The organism is Streptococcus sp. 1453 (assembly GCF_013276955.1).
Classification (GTDB): domain Bacteria; phylum Bacillota; class Bacilli; order Lactobacillales; family Streptococcaceae; genus Streptococcus.
Map to the genome: position 1 here is coordinate 33,796 of NZ_VMLZ01000002.1, position 25,070 is coordinate 58,865.

17 protein-coding genes and 1 tRNA gene are annotated in these 25,070 nt (G+C 38.6%); 15 read left to right on the top strand and 3 right to left on the bottom strand.

Annotation, left to right across the window (positions count from 1 at the left end):
- Positions 1-168 precede the first annotated feature (168 nt).
- Genes HW098_RS01065 through ldcB form a run of 3 tightly spaced genes read left to right on the top strand, consistent with a single transcriptional unit; the run spans position 169 to position 2,397 of the window.
- Complete coding sequence (locus HW098_RS01065) at positions 169-1,206, top strand: M42 family metallopeptidase (RefSeq protein WP_176139008.1); 1,038 nt, start codon at positions 169-171, stop codon at positions 1,204-1,206.
- Position 1,207: 1 nt separating this feature from the next.
- Entirely contained in the window at positions 1,208-1,678 is a 471-nt protein-coding gene (locus HW098_RS01070; RefSeq protein WP_176139009.1) for an HIT family protein, read from the top strand.
- Between the two features lie 2 nt (positions 1,679-1,680).
- Positions 1,681-2,397: an LD-carboxypeptidase LdcB/DacB gene (ldcB, locus tag HW098_RS01075; RefSeq protein ID WP_176139010.1), complete on the top strand. Its 717-nt coding sequence runs from the start codon at positions 1,681-1,683 to the stop codon at positions 2,395-2,397.
- Here the strand turns inward: ldcB and HW098_RS01080 are convergent.
- A complete protein-coding gene (locus HW098_RS01080; RefSeq protein WP_176139011.1) occupies positions 2,394-2,606 on the bottom strand; it encodes a hypothetical protein in 213 nt (70 codons plus the stop codon). The genes ldcB and HW098_RS01080 overlap by 4 nt on opposite strands.
- Before the next feature lie 100 nt (positions 2,607-2,706).
- On the opposite strand from HW098_RS01080, the gene rplK reads away from it, so the two are divergent.
- The 7 genes from rplK (at position 2,707) to HW098_RS01115 (ending at position 14,519) form a co-directional block, all read left to right on the top strand.
- Positions 2,707-3,132 (top strand): 50S ribosomal protein L11, encoded by a 426-nt coding sequence (gene rplK / locus HW098_RS01085; protein ID WP_001085807.1) that lies wholly within the window; start codon positions 2,707-2,709, stop codon positions 3,130-3,132.
- Positions 3,133-3,339: 207 nt separating this feature from the next.
- Positions 3,340-4,029, top strand: coding sequence for a 50S ribosomal protein L1 (rplA, locus tag HW098_RS01090; protein WP_001085675.1), 690 nt, complete (start codon positions 3,340-3,342; stop codon positions 4,027-4,029).
- Between the two features lie 532 nt (positions 4,030-4,561).
- A complete protein-coding gene (locus HW098_RS01095) occupies positions 4,562-11,299 on the top strand; it encodes a YSIRK-type signal peptide-containing protein (RefSeq protein ID WP_176139012.1) in 6,738 nt (2,245 codons plus the stop codon).
- 447 nt (positions 11,300-11,746) lie between these two features.
- Positions 11,747-12,739: an ATP-binding cassette domain-containing protein gene (locus tag HW098_RS01100; protein WP_176139013.1), complete on the top strand. Its 993-nt coding sequence runs from the start codon at positions 11,747-11,749 to the stop codon at positions 12,737-12,739.
- 1 nt (position 12,740) lies between these two features.
- A complete protein-coding gene (locus tag HW098_RS01105; protein WP_176139014.1) occupies positions 12,741-13,559 on the top strand; it encodes an ABC-2 family transporter protein in 819 nt (272 codons plus the stop codon).
- A gap of 1 nt (position 13,560) precedes the next feature.
- Positions 13,561-14,346 (top strand): ABC transporter permease, encoded by a 786-nt coding sequence (locus HW098_RS01110; RefSeq protein ID WP_000760742.1) that lies wholly within the window; start codon positions 13,561-13,563, stop codon positions 14,344-14,346.
- A gap of 100 nt (positions 14,347-14,446) precedes the next feature.
- Positions 14,447-14,519: transfer RNA gene (locus HW098_RS01115), tRNA-Thr, on the top strand.
- Positions 14,520-14,709: 190 nt separating this feature from the next.
- On the opposite strand, the gene HW098_RS10370 is transcribed toward HW098_RS01115, so the two are convergent.
- A complete protein-coding gene (locus tag HW098_RS10370; protein ID WP_240149437.1) occupies positions 14,710-14,850 on the bottom strand; it encodes a hypothetical protein in 141 nt (46 codons plus the stop codon).
- A gap of 478 nt (positions 14,851-15,328) precedes the next feature.
- On the opposite strand from HW098_RS10370, the gene HW098_RS01125 reads away from it, so the two are divergent.
- Both HW098_RS01125 and HW098_RS01130 read left to right on the top strand, forming a co-directional pair.
- Positions 15,329-21,991 carry a S8 family serine peptidase gene (locus HW098_RS01125; RefSeq protein WP_176139015.1) on the top strand — a complete coding sequence of 2,221 codons (6,663 nt, stop codon included), beginning with the start codon at positions 15,329-15,331 and terminating at the stop codon, positions 21,989-21,991.
- Between the two features lie 492 nt (positions 21,992-22,483).
- Positions 22,484-22,792, top strand: a complete 309-nt coding sequence (locus HW098_RS01130; protein ID WP_176139016.1) for a hypothetical protein — start codon at positions 22,484-22,486, stop codon at positions 22,790-22,792.
- Positions 22,793-22,872: 80 nt separating this feature from the next.
- Here the strand turns inward: HW098_RS01130 and HW098_RS01135 are convergent, their stop codons facing one another.
- A complete protein-coding gene (locus HW098_RS01135; protein WP_012972478.1) occupies positions 22,873-23,232 on the bottom strand; it encodes a DUF3397 family protein in 360 nt (119 codons plus the stop codon).
- Between the two features lie 91 nt (positions 23,233-23,323).
- Here HW098_RS01135 and HW098_RS01140 point away from each other — a divergent pair, with 91 nt between their 5' ends.
- The 3 genes from HW098_RS01140 to HW098_RS01150 are packed head-to-tail and all read left to right on the top strand — an operon-like array spanning position 23,324 to position 25,068.
- Positions 23,324-24,280 (top strand): TIGR01212 family radical SAM protein, encoded by a 957-nt coding sequence (locus HW098_RS01140; protein ID WP_176139017.1) that lies wholly within the window; start codon positions 23,324-23,326, stop codon positions 24,278-24,280.
- On the top strand, positions 24,264-24,821 hold the full coding sequence (locus HW098_RS01145) for a class I SAM-dependent methyltransferase (protein ID WP_176139018.1): 558 nt from the start codon (positions 24,264-24,266) through the stop codon (positions 24,819-24,821). Before HW098_RS01140 ends, HW098_RS01145 begins: the two co-directional genes overlap by 17 nt.
- A complete protein-coding gene (locus HW098_RS01150; protein ID WP_173254449.1) occupies positions 24,814-25,068 on the top strand; it encodes a hypothetical protein in 255 nt (84 codons plus the stop codon). Before HW098_RS01145 ends, HW098_RS01150 begins: the two co-directional genes overlap by 8 nt.
- The last annotated feature ends 2 nt before the right edge of the window (positions 25,069-25,070 follow it).

Below are 25,070 nucleotides of genomic sequence, written 5' to 3' on the forward strand. Positions count from 1 at the left end.
CGTCAACGTCGCCTTGTCGTACTCAAGTACAGCCTGCGGCTAGTTTCCTAGTTTGCTCTTTGATTTTCATTGAGTATAAAATCACTTTTGTAGCTAAGTCTACAGGGGTGATTTTCTTTTTTATCCGATGATAAATGTGTTATAATAGGTAGCAAAAGAGGTAAATAAATGAATCAAACAGTAGAATATATCAAAGAACTAACAGCCATTGCATCGCCAACAGGCTTCACTCGTGAGATTTCGGACTATTTAGTCAAAACTCTAGAAGGTTTTGGTTACCAGCCGGTTCGCACAGCTAAGGGCGGTGTCAATGTGACCATTAAAGGTCAAAAAGATGAACAACACCGCTATGTGACTGCCCATGTAGATACGCTGGGTGCCATTGTCCGTGCTGTCAAACCGGACGGTCGTCTCAAAATGGACCGTATCGGTGGTTTTCCTTGGAACATGATTGAAGGAGAAAACTGTACCGTTCATGTGGCTAGCACAGGTCAAAAGCTATCAGGTACCATCCTCATCCACCAAACTTCTTGCCATGTCTATAAGGATGCAGGAACTGCAGAACGCACGCAGGACAATATGGAAGTGCGTTTGGACGCCAAAGTAACAAATGAAAAAGAAACTCGTGCCTTGGGGATTGAGGTCGGTGATTTTATCAGTTTTGACCCACGAACTGTCGTGACAGAGACAGGTTTTATCAAGTCTCGTCATTTGGACGACAAGGTCAGCGCAGCGATTTTGCTTAACCTGCTTCGTATCTATAAGGAAGAGAAAATTGAGTTGCCAGTAACAACCCATTTTGCCTTTTCAGTCTTTGAAGAAGTGGGGCATGGTGCTAATTCTAATATTCCTGCTCAAGTAGTCGAATATCTGGCTGTGGATATGGGAGCTATGGGGGATGATCAGCAAACAGATGAGTACACAGTGTCCATCTGTGTCAAGGATGCTTCTGGACCTTATCACTATGACTTCCGTCAACATTTGGTTGCCTTGGCGAAAGAGCAAGATATTCCATTTAAGCTGGACATCTATCCATTTTATGGTTCAGACGCTTCAGCAGCTATGTCTGCAGGGGCAGAAGTCAAACACGCTCTGCTTGGTGCTGGTATTGAATCAAGTCACTCTTACGAACGAACACACATTGATTCAGTTGTCGCGACGGAGCGTATGGTTGATGCCTATCTTAAGAGCGAATTGGTAGACTAATATGTGCCTTATATGTCAGAGAATTGAGCTCATCAAGAAGGGAGAAAATCCTTACTTTGTCAAAGAGTTGGAAACAGGCTATGTGGTCATTGGAGACCACCAGTATTTTGCAGGCTATAGTCTTTTTCTAGTCAAGGAACACGTCACCGAATTGCACCATTTGAAAAAGGAAACAAGACTACGTTTTCTAGAAGAAATGAGTCTAGTCCAAGAGGCAGTTGCCAAGGCCTTTACTGCTGAGAAAATGAATATCGAACTGTTAGGAAATGGCGATGCCCATCTTCATTGGCATCTGTTTCCACGACGGACAGGTGATATGAATGGTCACGGTCTCAATGGACGTGGACCAGTCTGGTGGGTTCCCTTTGAAGAAATGACAGCAGAAACCTGCCAAGCAAAACCGGATGAAATCAAAAGATTAGTCGAATGTTTATCATCAGAAGTAGATAAACTATTAGAAATAAAGGAGTAGAAATGAAGAAAAGATACCTTGTCTTGACAGCCTTGCTAGCTTTGAGTCTAGCAGCTTGTTCACAAGATAAAGCAAAAAATGAAGATGGCGCAGCTAAGACAGAACAAACAGCCAAAGCTGATGGAACAGTCGGCAGTAAATCTCAAGGAGCTGCCCAGAAGAAAGCAGAAGTGGTCAATAAAGGAGACTATTACAGCATCCAAGGCAAATACGATGAAATCATCGTAGCCAACAAACACTATCCATTGTCTAAAGACTATAATCCAGGGGAAAATCCAACAGCCAAGGCTGAGTTGGTTAAACTCATCAAAGCGATGCAAGAGGCAGGTTTCCCAATTAGTGACCATTACAGTGGCTTTAGAAGTTATGAAACTCAGACCAAGCTCTACCAAGATTATGTCAATCAAGATGGGAAAGAAGCTGCTGACCGTTATTCTGCTCGACCTGGCTATAGTGAACACCAAACTGGCTTGGCCTTTGATGTGATTGGGACTGATGGTGATTTGGTGACAGAAGAAAAAGCAGCCCAATGGCTTTTGGACCATGCAGCTGATTATGGCTTTGTTGTCCGTTATCTCAAAGGCAAGGAAAAGGAAACAGGCTATATGGCTGAGGAATGGCACCTTCGTTATGTAGGAAAAGAAGCTAAAGAAATTGCTGAGAGTGGTCTTAGTTTGGAAGAATACTATGGCTTTGAAGGCGGAGATTACGTCGATTAGTACTCTTCGAAAATCTCTTCAAACCACGTCAGCGTCGCCTTACCGTGCGTATGGTTACTGACTTCGTCAGTTCTATCCACAACCTCAAAACAGTGTTTTGAGCTGACTTCGTCAGTTTTATCTGCAACCTCAAAGCTGTACTTTGAGCAGCCTGCGGCTAGCTTCCTAGTTTGCTCTTTGAGTATAAAAAATAAACTTTTCTCTTGCAATTCCAGATAAATAGTGTATAATAGATGGGTATGTGAAAAGCATACTTGTGGGAGGTAAAAATCTCTAATTACCGCCAAAACCACAAAGGAGGATTTAAAAATGGCTAAAAAAGTCGAAAAACTTGTAAAATTGCAAATCCCTGCTGGTAAAGCTACACCAGCTCCACCGGTTGGACCTGCTCTTGGTCAAGCTGGTATCAACATCATGGGATTCACAAAAGAGTTCAACGCTCGTACAGCTGACCAAGCTGGTATGATCATTCCAGTTGTTATCTCAGTTTACGAAGATAAATCATTTACTTTCATCACTAAAACACCACCAGCTGCTGTTCTTTTGAAAAAAGCTGCAGGTGTTGAAAAAGGATCAGGTACACCTAACAAAACTAAAGTTGCTACAGTTACTCGTGCGCAAGTACAAGAAATTGCAGAAACTAAGATGCCAGATTTGAACGCAGCAAACGTAGAGTCTGCAATGCGTATGATCGAAGGTACTGCTCGTTCTATGGGATTCACTGTTGTTGACTAATCAATAACACAGTAGAAAATCTCACAGCAGTCTATTAGTTGCTTTTCATACTAGGTAAGTGACTGAGGCTTGTACTTGGGTACAGTAAGGGAACTTAAGTCCGTAGGAAAAGAGAAATAATAGACTGATAACCCGCAAGACTTCATCATTTCGAGAAGTGACGTGGGAGATGAAAATCGATTGAACCACTTACAAGGAGAATAGAAAATGGCTAAAAAAAGCAAACAACTTCGTGCTGCTCTTGAGAAAATCGACAGCACAAAAGCATACAGCGTAGAAGAAGCTGTAGCACTTGCAAAAGAAACTAACTTTGCAAAATTTGATGCAACTGTAGAAGTTGCTTACAACTTGAACATCGACGTTAAAAAAGCTGACCAACAAATCCGTGGAGCAATGGTATTGCCAAACGGTACTGGTAAAACTTCACGCGTTCTTGTTTTCGCACGTGGTGCAAAAGCTGAAGAAGCAAAAGCTGCTGGTGCAGACTTTGTTGGTGAAGATGACCTTGTTGCTAAAATCAACGACGGTTGGTTGGACTTCGACGTAGTTATCGCTACACCTGATATGATGGCTCTTGTTGGACGTCTTGGACGTGTCCTTGGACCACGTAACTTGATGCCAAACCCTAAAACTGGTACTGTAACTATGGATGTTGCTAAAGCAGTTGAAGAGTCTAAAGGTGGTAAAATTACTTACCGTGCTGACCGTGCAGGTAACGTTCAAGCAATCATCGGTAAAGTATCATTTGAAGCTGAAAAATTGGTTGAAAACTTCAAAGCTTTCAACGAAACAATCCAAAAAGCAAAACCAGCTACAGCTAAAGGAACTTACGTAACAAACTTGACTATCACAACTACTCAAGGTGTTGGTATCAAAGTTGACGTAAACTCACTTTAATCAGTAGTTAAAGTAATGTAAAAAAGTTGAAGACGCTATGTCTCAACTTTTTTTGATTTCAAAATATCTTCTTGTAAGGTAATACTCAATGAAAATCAAAGAGCAAACTAGGAAGCTAGCCGCAGGCTGTACTTGAGTACGGCAAGGTGAAGCTGACGTGGTTTGAAGAGATTTTCGAAGAGTATAAATTTAAGTTACTGCTGTTATTCTTAGAGTCACGTGTTTCAATACAATACTCTTTAAGCGTATGTAAATTGGTTTTATACTAAAGCATTGATCATCGTTAATGAAAAATAGAAAGATCTCTAATAAAATTAAAAAACACTCATTCAAACTCAATAATTACCAGTTATAATACTTGAATGCTACAAATATAAATGATATAATGAACTGAAACGTGTACAATTATTTAGCAATCTTTTTTAAGATGTTCTTCTCTTAATATTACTAAAAAATTTAAGGGGGGGGGCTTTTTATTTGCCCTAATGCTTTAAATCAACACGAATAAAATAAATCAAGGAGGTTGAATCTCATGAAGAGAGGTCAACAAGATTTTAGAACTGAAAGATACCTTCGATATGGTATTCGTAAGTATAGTTTTGGGGCAGCATCAGTGGCAATTGCGGCTGGTTTGATGTTTCTTGGAGCTGGTGCGGTATCAGCAACAGAAGTAGAAGGAGTTAATGAACTATCTTCAACAGCTACTCCAACACCGACCATAGGCGATGAGGGTGCTAATCAAGGTGCTAACTCATCTAAATCCACTACTTATGACGCAAAACCAGTCCTAACTAGGGACGGCGGTGAAGATACTGCCTCATCCCAAGCTAGCGATGAGAATACCGAAGCAGCGGCAACTGAATCCTCTACAGAAACAGTTGCAGATAAGACGGAACTACAATCGAAAATTTTGACCTTACGTACTGCAATCCAGTCGGCTACTAAGGGGACAGACAGTCTAGCTCTTGACTTTGCTAATCAAACATTGACAAGTGCGCAAGCAGTTTTAGAAGCTAAACCAAGTCAAGAAGAGGTCGCTCAGCAAGTCCAAGCCCTAACAAATGCTATTACTGTAATCGCAGAGGCATCTAGTCAAGCACAAGCTAATCAAGTCGATACAGCAGAAACAAATCAATCATCTGAAAAAGTAGAGTTAGAAAAGCGAGTGTCAGAGGCGGATGTAACCAATCGTTTAGCAAATAGTTTTTTGGAAAAAGAAGCAAATGATTCAAGCCTTTCTGAAGATGTCAAGAGTGCTATTAGAGCTGCCATAGCCAGCAATGCTGCTAAAATTACAGAAGCAAAGGCTGCTTTAGCAAATGGTGATGCGAGTGCCCAAGCCCTTAACCAATCGATGGCAGAATTGAAGTCATCTATTGAAGCTGTATATGTTACTCTCCGTAAAACAGGCAAAGAAGAATTTTCTGTTTCCTTGGCTGATACGCCTCCTGCCGGTGGTGTAATTGCACAACCAAATGCCAAAGATTATATATCCATTCCGCAGGGGGATGGCACTTATAAGATAGTTTCAACAGCTACAACAGAAGCCTCTGCAACAGGTAAGGATATCTATACCTTTGGTGCAACTGCCGCTACAAACGGAGATGTCTCAACTGATAGAATCAGTGGAGATATTACGACTCTGGAAGCAGTCGTGTACTCTCACCAACGGACAGGTACCGATACGAATCCTGGTAACTCAGGTTCCGGAAATAATAATAAAGGTCGAGTGGATTTTCCTCTAACCAAGGAACAAGCAGAAGCCTTGGCTGCAGAAGCTCCCCTCTGGAAAGGAAAACTCCGCGCAGATGGGTCAAGAATTTCAACGTATAATAATGTAGTTTTTGGTGCAGGAGGAGGATATGAATACCTTGCAACCCACATCTATCACTATGTCTATGAACAAGGTACTGACCGTGTCTATATCGAAAAGATCAAGGGACGATTTAGTGTGACAGAGAAAGCAGCCACAGCTGGCTGGGTGGTTTCAAAGGTAGAGCCGACAAACTTACCAACAGGTTTAACCTATAATGCAGCTACAGATACTATTCAGGGGAAGATTGTGACAGATGGTCTGGCAAATGGGGTATATGATACGCGGATGTATGTGACCTATACCAATACCCAGACCAATGCAACTGTGCGTGCAGTGTACCGAAATCTTCGTGGGGGTTGGATTGGTTGGCAAGACACAACTCCACCAAACATTGGAACCAATGGAGAGATCTTTGAAGGAAAGGTTGGTGAAAGTAGCTTCACCAATGAGCAAGGTCACTCTACAAATAGTATTGATATCCACTACTCAGATACTTCAGGTTCTCGTGCCATGTCTGGCGGTGCTAATGTTAGCTATACGCTAGCAGATGGGACAGATGTTACAGTCCGTAATCAATACGGGCCAAGTACTACAGGAATCTCGGGTAATATTGTGACAGCTACTGGAACAGCTCGTGCCGTGGATACAGAGATTCCGGGATTGACCTATGCGCTAGATGGTAGTAGATCCTTAACTAGTCCTGACGGTGCGACTGTGGGTTATACAGGGAAGGCTTTGATTAGTGGGACTCCAACGGAAGCTGGTATTTATTATGTTACAGCCTATGCTAAGGACTGGAACCAGCCAACAGGTGCGAATGGTTGGACAACCCAGGGGCAAGAAACCCATGCAGGTATCACAGTTAAGGTAGCACCGAAAATTGATGTCCTCAACATTGCTGCATATGGAACAGAAGTCCCAGTGACTATCTCTAAAGGAGCTACCTATGCCAAGGTGACTATGCCTGATGGAAGTGTCACAGCACTTGAAAATAGAGAAGGCAAGTGGTATGTTGCCGCGGAGGGAACTACAAATACAGCAGTGACAGCTGGTGAATTAGTCGGAACAGTTGGTGAACAATTTAAATTAAAAGTTACAAGTGAAATGACAGCAACAGCTGGTGTAAATAAGATATCTGTTTATGCTAAAACAGAAGCTGTTACAGCATCCTTGATGCGTTCATCTGTTACACTCCAAGATAATGATAACTCGTCACATGTTGCAACCTTGAATAAAACAAGTGGACGTTGGGAACTACCAGCTGAATATGCGACTGTTAGAACCGATCACGGAGATGGTACTTATGATGTAACGAATAGAGAAGTTTACACTTCTGTGCAAACGGATGGCTCTATCAAGTTCTATATTTATGCCTATAACCGTAGTTATGATGCTACAGGAAAGGTTACAGCAGTTAATGATGTGACTCGTAAAGAAACAGTTTATGCGAGAGAAAATACCTTAGCTACAACAGTTGGGAATGGAACCTATGTAACAGTTTCTTACGATAAAGCTACAAACACATGGTCGTCATCGGATCAGTCAGTAGTGACAGCTACAAAGACAGATGCTGGTCATTGGGAAGTATCTACTTCATCAGGATTTTCTGGTGTGGTTAAGGCTACTACAGCAGAATCAACGGACGAAGCTACAATTATCAATAGAAAACCAACTGTTACTTCGACTTCTTATACATCTAAGATGAATACAACTGTAGACTTAGTAGACCGCAGTTTGGACGGAGTAAGTACGGTAACAACTGATGCTCATGTGACAGTAGCTGATGCAGAAGATGACTCACTTCCATCTACAAGTGATGCTGAGAAAACTTTCAAGACTAGTCACAATACCAAGATAACAACTATTACAGTAACTGATCCAAATGGTGGGGTGGTTGCATCTTACACAAAGACTGGTGATGCTCATAATTACCCAGATGCAACAAGCTTAAAATTGACAGAAGTTGGTGTTTATACGGTTACAGTAGATGTTATGGATAGTAATACTAACCTAGTTGATGAGACAAACGTTGGTGAGACAACAGCGGGGACAGATCATGGTGCAAACACATCCACGGCAAGAACAGTCTACACTATTACTGTTACTCCTCTGGATATAGAGGGTCAACCTACGAAATCATTGGCTATTCAAGGGGAACCACAAACAGGTGACCCAACATTTGAGTTTAAAACAGATGTCGAAACTGAGAAAAAGATTGATCAGGGAACAAAACTCTATAGCCTTGAAGGAGCGATAGATGGCTCTGTAACGGCTACAAAAGATGGTAAGACAATAGGTACTTACAAGATTGATAAAGATACAGGATTGGTCACTTTCACTCCTGAAAAAGACTTTACAGGGGAAGCACCAGCAGTTACAGTACGTTTGACAGTAACATTTTCTAATGATACTACTGGCAACCCACTCACTGCAACTGCGACAGCTACCTACACTCCAACAGTTATTCCAGTAACTCCAAGCTCTGAAGCTTCTAAGACAACTGGGCCGCAAGGACAAGCCCAGACTTCAGTTATTAAGTATGACACTGCAGATACAGACGCTAGCACTGTGAACTTTACTAAAGGTAGTGCTATGGTTGAAAATGTTGAGGAGTCTGTTGAGTTAGATAAGGGAACGGTAACGCTTCTTGATGCCAATGGAGCAGAAACTACAACTGTCACAGTGGCCAATCAAGGTACCTACAGTCTAAACAAAGACACCAACACCATCACCTTCCAACCTCTTTCAAGTTTCGTAGGCAAGGCAACTCCAGTAACAGTTCAAGTGAAGGATGACAACGGAACAGCGACAACAACGACTTACACTCCAACGGTAACAGCTGTGACCATGACATCTGAAGATGCCACATCGACTGGTATTCAAGGGGCTACTCAAAGTGGAACACCAGGATTTGAAACATCAGATCCATCAGTAACGATTGCAACACGTCAGTTGCTTGATCCATCAACGATGCAACCAACTACTAGTGTTACAATTGCAAATGAAGGAACATACACAATTGAACCAACAACAGGTCTTGTGACCTTCGTACCAGATCCATCATATAAAAAGAAGGGAACAGGTGTTACTGTTCAAGCAACGGACTCAAATGGTGAAACCTCAACCGCTACCTACACTCCGACAGTTACTCCAGTTTCTCTAACGTCGACTGATGTGACATCGAAAGATATTCAAGGGGCAGAACAAGAAGGAACTCCAACCTTTGCCTTGTCAAATGGAGCAGAAGCAACAACGACTATCACAGGCTATAAACTTGTGGATCCAACTACAGGCCAAGCGACAGATGAAACATCTGTAGTTGTTCAATCAGTTGGTACGTATACAATTGATTCAACGACAGGTAAAGTAACCTTCCAACCAGATGGTGCGTATAAGGGGACACCAGATGCCATCAAAGTTGAAGCAACTGCGACTGTTAAAAATGCCAAGAATGAAACTGCAAGCATTACGAAAGAAGCTACCTACACCCCAACAGTTATTCCAGTAACACCAAGCTCTGAAGCTTCAGAGACAACTGGACCGCAAGGACAAGCCCAGACTTCATCTATTAAGTATGATACTGCAGATACAGACGCTAGCACTGTGAACTTTACTAAAGGTAGTGCTATGGTTGAAACTGTTGCGAAGTCTGTTGAGCTAGATAAAGGAACGGTAACGCTTCTTGATGCCAATGGAGCAGAAACTACAACTGTCACAGTGGCAAATCAAGGTACCTACAGTCTAAACAAAGACACCAACACCATCACCTTCCAACCTCTTTCAAGCTTTGTAGGCAAGGCAACTCCAGTAACAGTTCAAGTGAAGGATGCCAACGGAACAATTACAACAACTACCTACACTCCAACGGTAACAGCTGTAACCCCAACAGGTGCTTCATCGGTTACTGAAGGAGCTCGTGGAACTATTCAAACATCTCCTGTAGTATTTGATACGCCAGATCAAGATAATACAACAGTAAACTTTAATAAAGGTCATGAAAAAGTTGAGCTTGATAAGTCTACTCTAACATTAGTTGATAAAACTGGTAAAGAAGTGAAAGAAGTTGTAGTTCCAGGAGAAGGAATATATGTACTTAAGGATGGAGTCGTTGAATTTACACCAGAAAAAGATTTCGTAGGCAAGGCAACTCCAGTAACAGTTCAAGTGAAAGACGTCAATGGTAAGGTGGTTTCTGAAACTTATACTCCAACTGTGCGTCCTGTAACGGAGTTTAAAGACACAGATGGGAATGTTGTTTCAGGAAGTACTACAGAAGATGGCAAAGTTGATAAGAAGGACTTCCCGGGCTATAGATTTGTTGAAACTAAAGTTGATAACAAAGGTAATACTACTCATATCTATGAAAAAGTAACAACAACATTCAAGGATAAGGAAGGCAATCTTATTACTGTTGATAAAGACAATAATCCTGTGAAATCAACAGAAAAAGGAGAAATCCCAGCTAAAACGATCCCAGGTTATAAATTCGTAGAAACGAAGAAATTACCAAATGGCGATATTGAGCATATCTATGAAAAAGTAACAACAACATTCAAGGATAAGGAAGGCAATCTTATTACTGTTGATAAAGACAACAACCCTGTGAAATCAACAGAAGAAGGAGAAACTCCGGCTAAAACGATTCCAGGTTATAAATTCGTAGAGACTAAGAAACTTCCAAACGGAGATATCGAACATATCTACGAAAAAGTAACAACTTCATTCAAAGATAAAGACGGAAACGAAATTCCAAACTATCCAAGTGAGCCAGGTACAGTCGATAAGAAAGATATCCCAGAATACAGATTCGTAGAGACTAAGAAATTACCAAATGGTGATACTGAACATATCTACGAAAAAGTAAGTACCTTCTTCAAAGATAAAGAAGGCAAAGAGATTCCAAACTATCCAAGTGAGCCAGGTACAGTCGATAAGAAAGACATTCCAGAATACAGATTCGTAGAAACGAAGAAACTGTCAAATGGAGATACTGTTCATGTTTATGAAAAAGTAACACCACCAGCTCCAACACCTTCACCTGTTCCTCAACCAAATCCAGGTAAGCAAAATACAACTACTTGGACTGATGAGAATGGAAATCCATTGAAACCAAGTGAGCCAGGTTCTAAAGAACCGGGAACAATTCCAGGTTACGAATATGTGAAGACTGTGACAGATTCAAATGGTAATATCAGACATATATTCCGCAAAGTTGAGATGCCAACTCCAACACCGGTTGAACCGACTCAACCAGCACAACCGGTAGAGCCAGCAACTCCAGCAATACCTGAACAGCCAGCTAAGCCTCAAATGCCAGCAACACCTAAATATGTTGATGGTCAAAAAGAATTGCCTAACACAGGTACAGAAGCTAACGCTAGTCTAGCTGCACTTGGACTCCTTGGAGTTCTAGGTGGATTTGGACTTCTTGCTCGCAAGAAAAAAGAAGACTAATCTTTCTAATGGGTATAATTTGTTTGCAATGAACAGATTGTCCTTAATGAGGATGGGCAAAAACTTCATTTCAGGATAAAATGAAGCCACAATAAAACGCATAGTATCAAGTTTTCAAGACCTGATATTATGCGTTTTTTAATTTTAAAGACTTTTTCGGTCTCACTTATTGCATAGTGAAATGAGATAAAAAATGGACAAATTGATTGGGGGATTTAAACCAATTTCTAATCAACAGAATTTTTGATTAAAAGTATGATTTTAAGAGAGAAATCTTTAATTTTATAATCTGTAGGCAAACGCTTGCATTCTAGTTTTTATTGGACTATAATAGGTTGGTATAAAGCTTTCTGTAATAATAAAATGTAGAAGGTGTAGAAAGTAAGGATTTCGAATACTTGTATTGGAAAATACAATGTTGCTATTCCTTGCGATAGGGAGATAGATATGGCAATGATAGAAGTGGAACATCTTCAGAAAAATTTTGTGAAGACTGTTAAGGAACCGGGCTTGAAGGGGGCATTACGCTCCTTCATTCATCCTGAAAAGCAGACCTTTGAAGCGGTCAAGGATTTGACTTTTGAGGTCCCAAAAGGACAAATTTTAGGCTTTATCGGGGCCAATGGTGCTGGGAAGTCGACAACCATCAAAATGCTGACAGGGATTTTGAAACCGACATCTGGTTTTTGTCGGATTAACGGCAAAATTCCGCAAGACAATCGCCAAGATTATGTCAAGGATATTGGGGTGGTATTTGGGCAAAGAACCCAGCTATGGTGGGATTTGGCTCTGCAAGAGACCTACACGGTTTTGAAAGAGATTTACGATGTGCCAGACTCGCTCTTTCATAAGAGAATGGATTTTTTAAATGAAGTCTTGGATTTGAAGGATTTTATCAAGGACCCCGTGCGGACTCTTTCACTGGGGCAACGGATGCGGGCGGATATTGCAGCTTCCTTGCTCCACAATCCAAAGGTTCTCTTTTTAGATGAGCCAACCATCGGTCTGGATGTTTCGGTTAAGGATAACATTCGTCGGGCTATTACCCAAATCAATCAGGAGGAAGAGACGACTATTCTCCTGACCACTCATGATTTGAGTGATATTGAGCAACTTTGTGATCGGATTTTCATGATTGACAAGGGGCAGGAGATTTTTGATGGAACGGTTAGCCAGCTCAAGGAAACCTTTGGCAAGATGAAGACTCTTTCCTTTGATTTGGTGCCAGGGCAAAGTCATCTCGCTTCTCACTATGAAGGCCTACCTGATATGACAATTGATAGACAAGGAAATAGCCTTAATATTGAATTTGATAGTTCCCGCTACCAGTCAGCTGATATTATCAAGCAAACCCTGTCTGATTTTGAAATCCGTGATTTGAAGATGGTGGATACGGATATTGAGGATATTATCCGTCGCTTCTACCGAAAGGAGCTCTGAGATGGTCAAATTGTGGAGACGTTATAAACCCTTTATCAATGCAGGGATTCAGGAGTTGATTACCTATCGAGTCAATTTTCTTCTCTATCGGATTGGTGATGTGATGGGAGCTTTCGTGGCTTTTTATCTCTGGAAGGCTGTCTTTGATTCCTCGCAGGAGTCCTTGATTCAGGGCTTCAGCATGGCAGATATCACCCTCTACATCATCATGAGTTTTGTGACCAATCTCTTGACTAAGTCAGATAGCTCTTTTATGATTGGGGAGGAGGTCAAGGATGGCTCCATTATCATGCGTTTGTTGCGGCCAGTGCATTTTGCGGCCTCCTATCTTTTTACCGAGCTTGGGTCTAAGTGGTTGATTTTTATCAGCGTTGGCCTTCCATTTTTAAGTGTTATTGTCTTGATGAAAATCTTATCTGGACAAGGGATTGTAGAAGTGCTGGGCTTAACTGTTCTATATCTTTTTAGCTTAACGCTCGCCTATCTGATTAACTTTTTCTTTAATATCTGCTTTGGATTTTCAGCCTTTGTGTTTAAAAATCTTTGGGGTTCCAATCTACTAAAGACTTCCATAGTGGCCTTTATGTCTGGAAGTTTGATTCCCTTGGCTTTCTTTCCAAAGCTTGTTTCAGATATTTTGTCCTTCCTGCCTTTTTCATCCTTGATTTACACTCCAGTTATGATTATTGTTGGGAAATACGATGCCAATCAGATTCTTCAGGCACTCGCTTTGCAGTTTTTCTGGCTGATAGTGATGGTGGGCTTGTCTCAGTTGATTTGGAAACGAGTCCAGTCCTTTATCACCATTCAAGGAGGTTAGTATGAAAAAATATCAGCGTATGCATCTGATTTTTATCAGACAATACATCAAGCAAATTATGGAATACAAGGTGGATTTTGTAGTTGGTGTCTTGGGAGTTTTTTTAACTCAAGGCTTGAACCTCTTGTTTCTTAATGTCATCTTTCAACACATCCCATCCCTAGAAGGTTGGACTTTTCAAGAAATCGCCTTTATCTATGGTTTTTCCTTGATTCCTAAGGGATTGGACCATCTCTTTTTTGATAATCTCTGGGCACTGGGACAACGCTTGGTGAGAAAAGGTGAGTTTGACAAGTATCTGACTCGTCCTATCAATCCTCTCTTTCATATTCTAGTTGAGACTTTTCAGATTGATGCCTTGGGAGAACTCTTGGTCGGTGGTATCCTATTGGGAACAACAGTGACTAGCATTGATTGGACTCTTCCAAAATTCCTGCTTTTCCTAGTTTGTATTCCTTTTGCGACCTTGATTTATACTTCCTTGAAAATCGCGACAGCCAGCATCGCTTTTTGGACCAAGCAGTCAGGTGCCATGATCTACATTTTTTATATGTTTAATGATTTTGCCAAGTATCCCATTTCAATTTATAATTCATTTCTTCGTTGGTTAATCAGTTTTATTGTACCTTTTGCCTTTACGGCCTACTATCCTGCCAGCTATTTCTTGCAGGACAAGGATGTACTCTTTAACATTGGAGGTTTGATTTTGATTTCTCTTGTCTTTTTTGGTATTTCCCTTAAACTCTGGGACAGGGGCTTGGATTCTTATGAAAGTGCTGGGTCCTAAGATGAAGAAACTCAAAGCCTTGTCTCAGGACAGGCTTTTTCTAATAGAGATGAAAATTCCTTGAAATCTATTCTCAGAGTGCTATACTGTAAGTGTAATAGCCGATTTAGCTCAGTTGGTAGAGCAAGGCACTCGTAAAGCCTAGGTCACAGGTTCGATCCCTGCAATCGGCAAAGTGAAGAAGTCTCATCAGTCTTCTTTTTCTTTTTAAAGAAAATCAGACCACTTAGACCGATATAGAGACCAGATAGGCAAACGAACTTGTTCTTGAGAAACTCCTCTGCTATAATAATTTTTGTAAGGGACGTGAGTATTTATACTCTTCGAAAATCTCTTCAAACAAAGTCAGCTTCACCTTGCCGTTTATATGTGACTGACTTCGTCAGTTCTATCCACAACCTCAAAGCAGTGCTTTGAGCTGACTTCGTCAGTCTTATCTACAACCTCAAAACAGTGTTTTGAGCAGCCTACGGCTAGTTTCCTAGTTTGCTTTTTGATTTTCATTGAGTATTAGTTGCTAGAGCAAGGCACTCGTAAATCCTAGGTCACAGGTGAACATATGACTGAAGATTTGAAAAAATAGATATGTATAAATAACCGTTAAGCCTTATTCTTAGCGGTTATTTATATTGTTTAATAGCGCTGATATTTCATCAATGATGTTTGACTTTGTGATTTTGGTAGTGGTTCAATTTGATTGCTACTATTTTTGATGGTATGAATGTGCTTATAATGTATCCCCGTTAAGTACGAAACTTTTGCATCATTTATTAACATGCGTTAAAAATAAAATTAACCAGCCTTAATTTTTCTTGACTTAAATTTTTTAAATGATATACTATTTTTATGGAGAGCTAACAATTATATATAAATGTACTACTCTATTTCCTAGATAATACTTAGTAAAACTTTTTATAACAAAGGCTAGCAAGGTTAAAGTTTTCTATCTATTGGAAGTTAAATAAATATGTAAGGAATTAAAATGAAAAAAAGTACAGTATTGTCATTAACCACAGCTGCAGTTATTTTAGCAGCCTATGCCCCTAATGAGGTAGTCTTAGCAGACACATCTAACTCTGAAGATGCTTTAACTATCTCTGATAAAGAAGAAGTAGTAGATAAGGAAACAGAAAATAAAGAGAAACATGAAGATATTCATAATGCTATAGAAACTTCAAAGGATACTGAAGAAAAGAAAACAACGGTTATTGAGGAAAAAGAAGTTGTTAGTAAAGAATCTGTGATAGATAACAAAACTAGCAATGAAGAAGAAAAAATCAAAGAAGATTCCAATCAATCCAAAGAAGATAAAGCGGACTCGTCTGCAAGTAAAGACCCAGAAAGTCCCAAAAAAGAGGATAAACTTGTCTATATTGCTGAATTTAAAGATAAAGAATCTGGAGAAAAAGCAATCAAGGAATTATCCAATCTTAAGGATACAAACGTTTTATATACCTATAATACGATTTTTAATGGTGTTTCAATAGAAACAACTCCAGATAATCTGGATAAAATTAAACTAATAGAAGGTATTTCATCGGTTGAACGGTCACAAAAACTCCAACCCATGATGAATCATGCCCGAAAGGAAATTGGAGTTGAGGAGGCTATCGATTACCTAAAGGCCATTAATGCTCAATTTGGGAAAAACTTTGATGGTAGAGGTATGGTCATTTCAAATATCGATACCGGGACAGATTATAGGCATAAGGCTATGAGAATCGATGATGATGCCAAAGCCTCAATGAGATTTAAAAAAGAAGACTTAAAAGGCACTGATAAAAATTATTGGTTGAGTGATAAAATTCCTCATGCTTTTAATTATTATAATGGTGGTAAAATTACCGTAGAAAGAGCTGATGATGGAAGTGATTATTTTGATCCCCATGGGATGCATATTGCAGGGATTCTTGCTGGAAATGATACTGAAAAAGACATCAAGAACTTTAATGGCATAGATGGAATTGCACCTAATGCACAGATCTTCTCTTATAAAATGTACTCTGACGCAGGATCTGGGTTCGCAGGGGATGAAACAATGTTTCATGCTATTGAAGATTCCATCAAACACAACGTTGATGTTGTTTCGGTATCATCTGGTTTTACAGGAACAGGTCTTGTAGGTGAGAAATATTGGCAAGCTATTAGAGCATTAAGAAAAGCAGGCATTCCAATGGTTGTCGCTACGGGTAACTATGCGACTTCTGCTTCAAGTTCTTCATGGGATTTAGTAGCAAATAATCATCTGAAAATGACCGACACTGGAAATGTAACGCGAACAGCAGCACATGAAGATGCGATAGCGGTTGCATCTGCTAAAAATCAAACAGTTGAGTTTGATAAAGTTAACATAGGTGGAAAAAGTTTTAAATACAGAAATATAGGAGCCTTTTTCGATAAGAATAAAATCACAACAAATGAAGATGGTTCAAAAGCTCCTGATAAATTGAAATTTGTATATATAGGCAAAGGCCAAGACCAAGAGTTGATAGGTTTGGATCTTAAGGGCAAAATTGCAGTAATGGATAGAATTTATACAAAGGATTTAAAAAATGCTTTTAAAAAAGCTACGGATAAGGGTGCACGCGCCATTATGGTTGTAAATACTGTAAATTACTACAATAGAGATAATTGGACAGAGCTTCCAGCTATGGGATATGAAGCGGATGAAGGTACTAAAAGTCAAGTGTTTTCAATTTCAGGAGATGATGGTGTAAAGCTATGGAACATGATTAATCCTGATAAAAAAACTGAAGTCAAAAGAAATAATAAAGAAGATTTTAAAGATAAATTGGAGCAATACTATCCAATTGATATGGAAAGTTTTAATTCCAACAAACCGAATGTAGGTGACGAAAAAGAGATTGACTTTAAGTTTGCACCTGACACAGACAAAGAACTCTATAAAGAAGATATCATCGTTCCAGCAGGATCCACATCTTGGGGGCCAAGAATAGATTTACTTTTAAAACCCGATGTTTCGGCACCTGGTAAAAACATTAAATCTACTCTCAATGTCATTAATGGGAAATCAACTTATGGCTATATGTCAGGAACTAGTATGGCAACTCCAATCGTAGCAGCTTCTACTGTTTTGATTAGACCGAAGTTAAAGGAAATGCTTGAAAGACCTGTATTGAAAAATCTTGAGGGAGATGACAAAATAGACCTTACAAGTCTTACAAAAATTGCTTTACAAAATACTGCGCGACCGATGATGGATGCAACGTCTTGGAAAGAAAAAAGCCAATACTTTGCATCACCTAGACAACAGGGAGCAGGGCTAATTAATGTTGCCAATGCTTTGAGAAATGAAGTTGTAGCGACTTTCAAAAACAAGGATTCTAAAGGTTTGGTAAACTCTTATGGTTCTATTTCTCTTAAAGAAATAAAAGGAGAAGAAAAATATTTTACAGTTAAGCTTCACAATACATCAGACAGACCTTTAACCTTTAAAGTTTCAGCATCAGCGATAACTACAGATTCTCTAACTGACAGATTAAAACTGGATGAAACATATAAAGATGAAAAATCTCCAGATGGGAAGCAAATTGTTCCAGAAATCCATCCAGAAAAAATCAAAGGAGCAAATATCACATTTGAGCATGATACTTTCACTATAGGCGCAAATTCTAGCTTTGATTTGAATGCGGTTATAAATGTTGGAGAGGCTAAAGACAAAAATAAATTTGTAGAATCATTTATTCATTTTGAGTCAGTGGAAGAAATGGAAGCTCTAAACTCTAACGGGAAGAAAATAAACTTCCAACCTTCTTTGTCGATGCCTCTAATGGGATTTGCTGGGAATTGGAACCACGAACCAATCCTTGATAAATGGGCTTGGGAAGAAGGATCAAAATCAAAAACAATGGAAGGTTATGATGATGATGGTAAACCGAAAATTCCTGGAACCTTGAACAAGGGTATTGGTGGAGAACATGGTATAGATAAATTTAATCCAGCAGCTATTATTCAAAACAGAAAAGATAAAAATATTACATCACTAGACCAAGACCCAGACTTATTTGCCTTTAACAACCAAGGTATTCATGCAGAATCCACTAGTGGATCTAATGTTGCTAGGGTATATCCACTTGACTCAAAGGGAGAACCACAAAGTGTTTCACTAGAAAGAGGATTAACACCTTCTCCACTTGTATTAAGAAGTGCAGAAGAAGGATTAATTTCAATAGTAAATATAAATAAAGAGGGAGAAAATCAAAGAGACTTAAAAGTCATTTCGAGAGAACACTTTATTAGAGGAATTTTAAATTCTAAAAGCAATGATGCAAAGGGAATCAAATCATCTAAACTAAAAGTTTGGGGTGACTTGAAGTGGGATGGACTCATCTATAATCCTAGAGGTAGAGAAGAAAATGCACCAGAAAGTAAGGATAATCAAGATCCTGCTACTAGGATAAGAGGTCAATTTGAACCGATTGCGGAAGGTCAATATTTCTATAAATTCAAATATAGATTAACCAAGGATTATCCATGGCAGGTTTCTTATATACCAGTAAAAATTGATAATACAGCTCCAAGAATTATTTCAATTGATTTTTCTAATCCAGATAAAATTAAATTGATTGCAAAAGATACCTACCACAAGGTAAAGGATGAGTACAAACACGAAACCTTGTTTGCTAGAGACCAAAAAGAACATCCTGAGAAATTTGAAGAAGTAGCCAACGAAGTATGGTATGCAGGTGCAGCTCTTGTCGATAAGTATGGAGATGTTGAGAAAAATCTTGATGTAACTTACGCCGGAGAGGGTGAAGGAAGAAATAGGAAACTTGACAAAGACGGAAATACCATCTACGAAATTAGCGGAGCAGGAAATTTAAGAGGAAAAATCATCGAAGTAATCGCCCTAGATGGCGCAAGCAACTTTACCAAAATCCATAGAATTAAATTTGCTGATAAGGCTGACAAAAATGGAATGATTTCTTATTACCTAGTAGATCCTGACAAAGATGCTTCTTCTTACAAAAAACTAGGGGAAATTTCTGAAGATAAACTTAAAAATGCCCAAAGTCCAGAAGCCTCAAATAACGTAGAAGAAAAGAAAGAGACTGTTGAAGAAAAACCTATAGAGGGACCTTCAACTCTAGAGTTAGACAAAGAAATCTCTACTGTAAGAAACTTTGAAAATAAAGACCTAAAGAAACTCATTAAAAAGAAATATAAGGAAGAAGAAGACTTTGTAAATGGCGGAAAAAGAAAAGTAGAGCTTGATTATCAATATGATACTAAGGGAAATATAACTGCCTATGTGGATGGAAGTGCTCTAGAATATGAGACTGAGAAACTTGATGATGTTAAATCAAAGCTTGGTGGTGTATTAAGCCCATCAAAGGATGGACATTTTGAAATTCTTGGAAAAGTAAGTAATGTATCCAAAAATGCTAAGGCTTACTATGGCAATGGCTTCAAATTAATAGAAATTAAGGCAAGTAAATACGACCCACAAACTAAAACTCTAACCTTTGACTTATTTGCAAATACAAATGATGTAGTCGATGGTCTATCCTTTACGGGTGATATGAATATCCTTGTAAAAGATAAGGGTAAAACAAAAGCTAAAACTAAAATTAGAATGCCTGAAAAAAATAGGGAAACTAAAACAGAATATCCCTATGCATCAAGTTATGGGAATGTAATAGAATTAGGAGAAGGTGATCTTTCAAAAAACAAACCAAACAATTTAACTGAAATGGAATCTGGTAAAATCTATTCTGATTCAGAAAAACAACAATATCTATTAAAGGATAATATCATTCTGAGAAAAGGCTATGCACTAAAAGTGACTACCTATAATCCTGGAAAAACGGATATGTTAGAAGGAAATGGAGTCTATAGCAATGAAGATATAGCAAAAATACAAAAGGCCAATCCTAATCTAAGAGTCCTTTCAGAAAAAATAATTTATGCTGATAGTAGAAATGTTAAAGATGGAAGAAGCACTCAATCAGTATTAATGTCGGCTTTGGATGGCTTTAACATTGTAAGATATCAAGTGTTTGCCTTTAACATGAATGATAAAGGGGAGGCAATCGATAAAGATGGAAATCTTGTGACAGATTCCTCTAAACTTGTATTATTTGGTAAAGATAATAAAGAGTATCATGGGGAGGAATATTCTAATGTAGAAGCTATAAAAGAAGATGGCTCCATGTTATTTATTGATACCAAACCAGTAAACCTTTCAATGGATAAGAACTACTTTAATCCATCTAAATCTAATAAAATTTATGTACGAAATCCAGAATTTTATTTAAGAGGTAAGATTTCTGATAAGGGTGGTTTTAACTGGGAATTGAGAGTTAATGAATCGGTTGTAGATAATTATTTAATCTACGGAGATTTACACATTGATAACACTAGAGATTTTAACGTTAAGCTTAATGTTAAAGACGGTGACATCATGGACTGGGGGATGAAAGATTATAAAGCAAACGGATTTCCAGATAAGGTAACAGATATGGATGGAAATGTTTATCTTCAAACTGGCTATAGCAATTTGAATGCGAAAGCGGTTGGAGTACACTATCAATTTTTATATGATAATGTTAAACCAGAAGTAAACATTGATCCCAAGGGAAATACAAGTATCGAATATGCTGATGGAAAATCTGTAGTCTTTAATATCAATGATAAAAGAGATAATGGATTCAATGGTGAGATTCAAGACAAACATATTTATGTAAATGGAAAAGAATACACATCATTTGATGATATTAAACAACTAACAGATAAGACACTAAACATTAAGATTCTTGTAAAAGATTTTGCAAGAAATACAACTGTAAAAGAATTCATTTTAAACAAAGATACGGGAGAGGTAAGAGAACTAAAACCTCATACGGTAACTGTGACCATGCAAAATGGAAAAGAAATGAGTTCTAAGATAGTGTCGGAAGAAGATTTCATTTTACCTGTCTATAAGGGTAAATTAGAAAAAGGCTATCAATTTGATGGCTGGGAAATTTCTGGTTTCGAAGGGAAAAAAGATGCTGGCTATGTTCTTAATTTATCAAAAGATACCTTTATAAAACCTGTATTCAAGAAAATAGAGGAGAAAAAGGAGGAAGAAAATAAACCTACTTTTGATGTATCCAAAAAGAAAAATAAGGTGCAAGTAAATCATAATCAATTAGATGAAAGTCACAGAAAAGAGGATTTACAAAGGGAAAATCATTCCCATAAATCTGATTCAACTGAAGGTGTCAAAGCTACAGTTCCTGTACAAGTAAATCATAATCAATTAGATGAAAGTCACAGAAAAGAGGATTTCCAAAGAGAAAATCATTCACACAAATCTGATTCAACTGAGGGTGTCACAGCTACAGTTCCTGTACAAGTAAATTATAGTCAATTAGATGAAAGTCAAAGATCTGATTTAACTAAGGATGTCAAAGCTACAGTTCCTGGTAGAAATGATAAAAACTTTGAAAATAAGACTGAAGTTTATCCTAATGAACCAGAGAACATAGCCAATAAAGACACCAATATCGATAGCAAATTAACTACTAACAATCTTAATAAGTCACCAAAAACCGGAACAGTTAGCGGAGTCTTTACATTATTCGTTGCTGGAATACTGTTTACCGTAGGCACATTTCTTGGATTAAAGAAAAAAGATTAAGATGAAGACAAAAGCTATAGATGAAAAAATGGTTTATGTACTGAGATAGTGTGATGATGAAACAGTTTTGTGAAAATAGCCATTTATAACTCAATTATTTAGTTTACTTTACTATTGATACTCTTTTTGGATTTATTAATAGACTTAGTTTCGACAACTAATGAATTGATTGAAAGGGTTAGTATTGACAATATTGGTCACATTGATTAGAAAATAGAGTCTATCAAAATTTAAAGGCTAATAGAGGTGATGAGATAATTTCAAGGAATTAAGTAGCGTTTGGTTGCTTAATTCCTTTTTATTTGGAAGGAAGTTTTTCACCTGCTTCCTTATTTTATCGCTATTATTGAACCACTTAGACCGATATAGAGACCAGATAGGCAAACGAACTTGTTCTTGAAACTAACCTCTGCTATAATGATTTTTGTAAGGGACGTGAGGCCTCACTATCAGATAACTCAAGTTCCTAAAAAAGAAATTGGAGATAAACAAATGAAAAAATTATTGGGGATTGTCTTTTTAGTAGCAGCAGCGACAGTAGTGTATTTTGGTTCTGTTGGCTGGCCAAATTTTAATGTCAACCTCTGGTCATTGATTCCGGTAGGGCTGTTCCTCTTTTTCACTCTAGAGAATCTTTTGAAAAAAGACTACAAGGCTAGTCTGATGTGTTTGATTATTGCCTTTATCATCGCAAATGCAGTTTTGGACCTTTTGCCAATTTCAAGTGGCTTGGTCATTGGAGCAGGTGTGCTGGCTTGTGTAGGTATTGGTTACCTCTTTCCTGATAAAGAAGGAAAATAAGAATTATTAAAAAAGATATAAAGAAAAACACTTCAATCATTGTATTTTAGTTTGATTGAGGTGTTTTCGATTTCATTTTTTTATTTCTGAGCCATCAATTCAACAATCATCTCGATATACATGACAAGGGTTAATAAGAATCCTGCACGCCAGAAGAATTTGATGAATTTAGGATAGTAAAAGCTGCGTTTTTTCAGAAGGAAGAAAAAAACGAGAATAATGGCTAGGAGTGAGAGGGCTAGGCCTAGTCTAGGGAGAAAATTATGGGTAAAGGTTTTAGCTGTGATTAGGTAGTACTCAAATACCAAGACTGGAAAAGCCAAATCCGCAAAGTTTCGTCCTAGTTTTTTTAATCTAAAAAGTTTGGTTATGATGATGCAGACTACTAAAGTCAGTATCAATAATAAAATAGATGCTAATTTCATTAAAATCATATCCATATTGTATCATAAAAAATTGCTAAAGGAAACGAGAAACAGAGGAATTTATAGGAAAGTCAGGCTTTTGAGATTGTGGGTGATTTTTGTTATAATGAAAGTTATGAAATCTTATAATACCTTGAATGATTATTATCGAAAACTCTTTGGAGAAAAGACTTTTAAAGTCCCTATTGATGCGGGATTTGACTGTCCCAATCGTGATGGAACTGTGGCTCATGGAGGCTGTACTTTTTGTACGGTTTCAGGTTCTGGAGATGCTATTGTAGCACCAGATGCGCCTATCCGTGAGCAATTTTATAAGGAAATTGACTTTATGCACCGCAAGTGGCCAGATGTTCAGAAGTATCTGGTTTATTTTCAAAATTTTACCAACACCCATGAAAAGGTGGAAGTGATTCGGGAACGCTATGAGCAGGCTATCAACGAGCCAGGTGTGGTAGGAATCAATATTGGAACGCGCCCAGACTGTTTACCAGACGAAACCATCGAATATTTGGCTGAGTTGTCGGAACGCATGCATGTGACGGTTGAATTGGGCTTGCAGACTACTTATGAAACAACCTCTGATCTGATTAACCGTGCCCATTCCTATGAGTTGTACGTGGAAACGGTCAAGCGTTTGAGAAAGTATCCAAAGATTGAGATTGTTTCCCATCTTATTAATGGCTTGCCTGGTGAAACCCATGAGATGATGGTTGAAAATGTCCGCCGTTGTGTCACGTATAACGATATTCAAGGAATTAAACTGCACTTGCTTCACCTGATGACCAATACGCGTATGCAACGAGATTACCACGAGGGACGTTTACAACTCATGAGTCAAGAAGAGTATGTCAAGATCATCTGCGACCAATTGGAAATTATTCCCAAACATATTGTCATCCATCGAATCACAGGAGATGCACCGAGAGATATGCTGATTGGCCCTATGTGGAGCCTCAATAAATGGGAAGTGCTCAACAGCATTGAGATGGAGATGCGACGTCGTGGAAGCGTTCAAGGATGCAAGGCTGTAAAACAGGAGTTTGAAAATGAAAAGACCACTTGAGATGGCACATGATTTTTTGGCTGAGGTAGTGACTCAGGATGATATCGTAGTGGATGCGACCATGGGAAATGGTCATGACACGCTTTTTCTAGCCAAGCTAGCCAAGAAAGTCTATGCCTTTGATATTCAGGAACAAGCCTTGGAAAAGACCCAAGACCGTTTAAATGAAGCAGGTTTAGAGAATGTCCAGTTGATTTTGCAAGGTCATGAAACACTGGACCAGTTTGTGACAGAAGCCAAAGCAGGGATTTTTAATCTGGGCTATCTGCCGTCAGCTGATAAGTCCGTCATTACCCGACCTCAGACAACGATTGAAGCATTAGAAAAGCTGTGTGGCTTACTTGTCAAAGGTGGACGGATTGCCATTATGATCTACTATGGTCATGATGGTGGCGACCTCGAGAGGGATGCTGTCTTGGATTTTGTTAGACAGTTGAACCAACAAGAGTACACAGCTGCCATTTACCGAACTTTAAACCAAGTCAACAATCCACCGTTTTTAGTAATGATTGAAAAATTAGAGAGATATAGACATGGATAAACAATACCTACGTGAAAAGCTGGATGCCATGCGCCAGAATTTTGTTGAATCAACCCACCACGAACGAGCAGTGGGAGTGCTAGACCAAGCGTATATGAGCAAAAAAATGCTTAAAATCAAGAAAAAATTAGTTGCTCTTGAAATGGAACGGTGCCAGAGAAAAATTGAGCACAAGGATTGTTCCAAGATTGACCAAAAAATCAAAGAGCAGAAGGAGATATTTGAATCCTGTTGTAAAAAAGATTAAGG

Bases quoted from the DNA above. Each gene is read 5' to 3' on its own strand.
- HW098_RS01135 (WP_012972478.1), bottom strand. From the start codon at position 23,232: ATGGATATGATTTTAATGAAATTAGCATCTATTTTATTATTGATACTG.
- HW098_RS01110 (WP_000760742.1), top strand. From the start codon at position 13,561: ATGAAAAAATATCAGCGTATGCATCTGATTTTTATCAGACAATACATC.
- HW098_RS01125 (WP_176139015.1), top strand. From the start codon at position 15,329: ATGAAAAAAAGTACAGTATTGTCATTAACCACAGCTGCAGTTATTTTA.
- HW098_RS01145 (WP_176139018.1), top strand. From the start codon at position 24,264: ATGAAAAGACCACTTGAGATGGCACATGATTTTTTGGCTGAGGTAGTG.
- rplK (WP_001085807.1), top strand. From the start codon at position 2,707: ATGGCTAAAAAAGTCGAAAAACTTGTAAAATTGCAAATCCCTGCTGGT.
- HW098_RS01130 (WP_176139016.1), top strand. From the start codon at position 22,484: ATGAAAAAATTATTGGGGATTGTCTTTTTAGTAGCAGCAGCGACAGTA.
- HW098_RS01065 (WP_176139008.1), top strand. From the start codon at position 169: ATGAATCAAACAGTAGAATATATCAAAGAACTAACAGCCATTGCATCG.
- rplA (WP_001085675.1), top strand. From the start codon at position 3,340: ATGGCTAAAAAAAGCAAACAACTTCGTGCTGCTCTTGAGAAAATCGAC.
- HW098_RS01070 (WP_176139009.1), top strand. From the start codon at position 1,208: ATGTGCCTTATATGTCAGAGAATTGAGCTCATCAAGAAGGGAGAAAAT.
- HW098_RS01105 (WP_176139014.1), top strand. From the start codon at position 12,741: ATGGTCAAATTGTGGAGACGTTATAAACCCTTTATCAATGCAGGGATT.
- HW098_RS01100 (WP_176139013.1), top strand. From the start codon at position 11,747: ATGGCAATGATAGAAGTGGAACATCTTCAGAAAAATTTTGTGAAGACT.
- HW098_RS10370 (WP_240149437.1), bottom strand. From the start codon at position 14,850: ATGAAAATCAAAAAGCAAACTAGGAAACTAGCCGTAGGCTGCTCAAAA.
- ldcB (WP_176139010.1), top strand. From the start codon at position 1,681: ATGAAGAAAAGATACCTTGTCTTGACAGCCTTGCTAGCTTTGAGTCTA.
- HW098_RS01140 (WP_176139017.1), top strand. From the start codon at position 23,324: ATGAAAGTTATGAAATCTTATAATACCTTGAATGATTATTATCGAAAA.
- HW098_RS01150 (WP_173254449.1), top strand. From the start codon at position 24,814: ATGGATAAACAATACCTACGTGAAAAGCTGGATGCCATGCGCCAGAAT.
- HW098_RS01095 (WP_176139012.1), top strand. From the start codon at position 4,562: ATGAAGAGAGGTCAACAAGATTTTAGAACTGAAAGATACCTTCGATAT.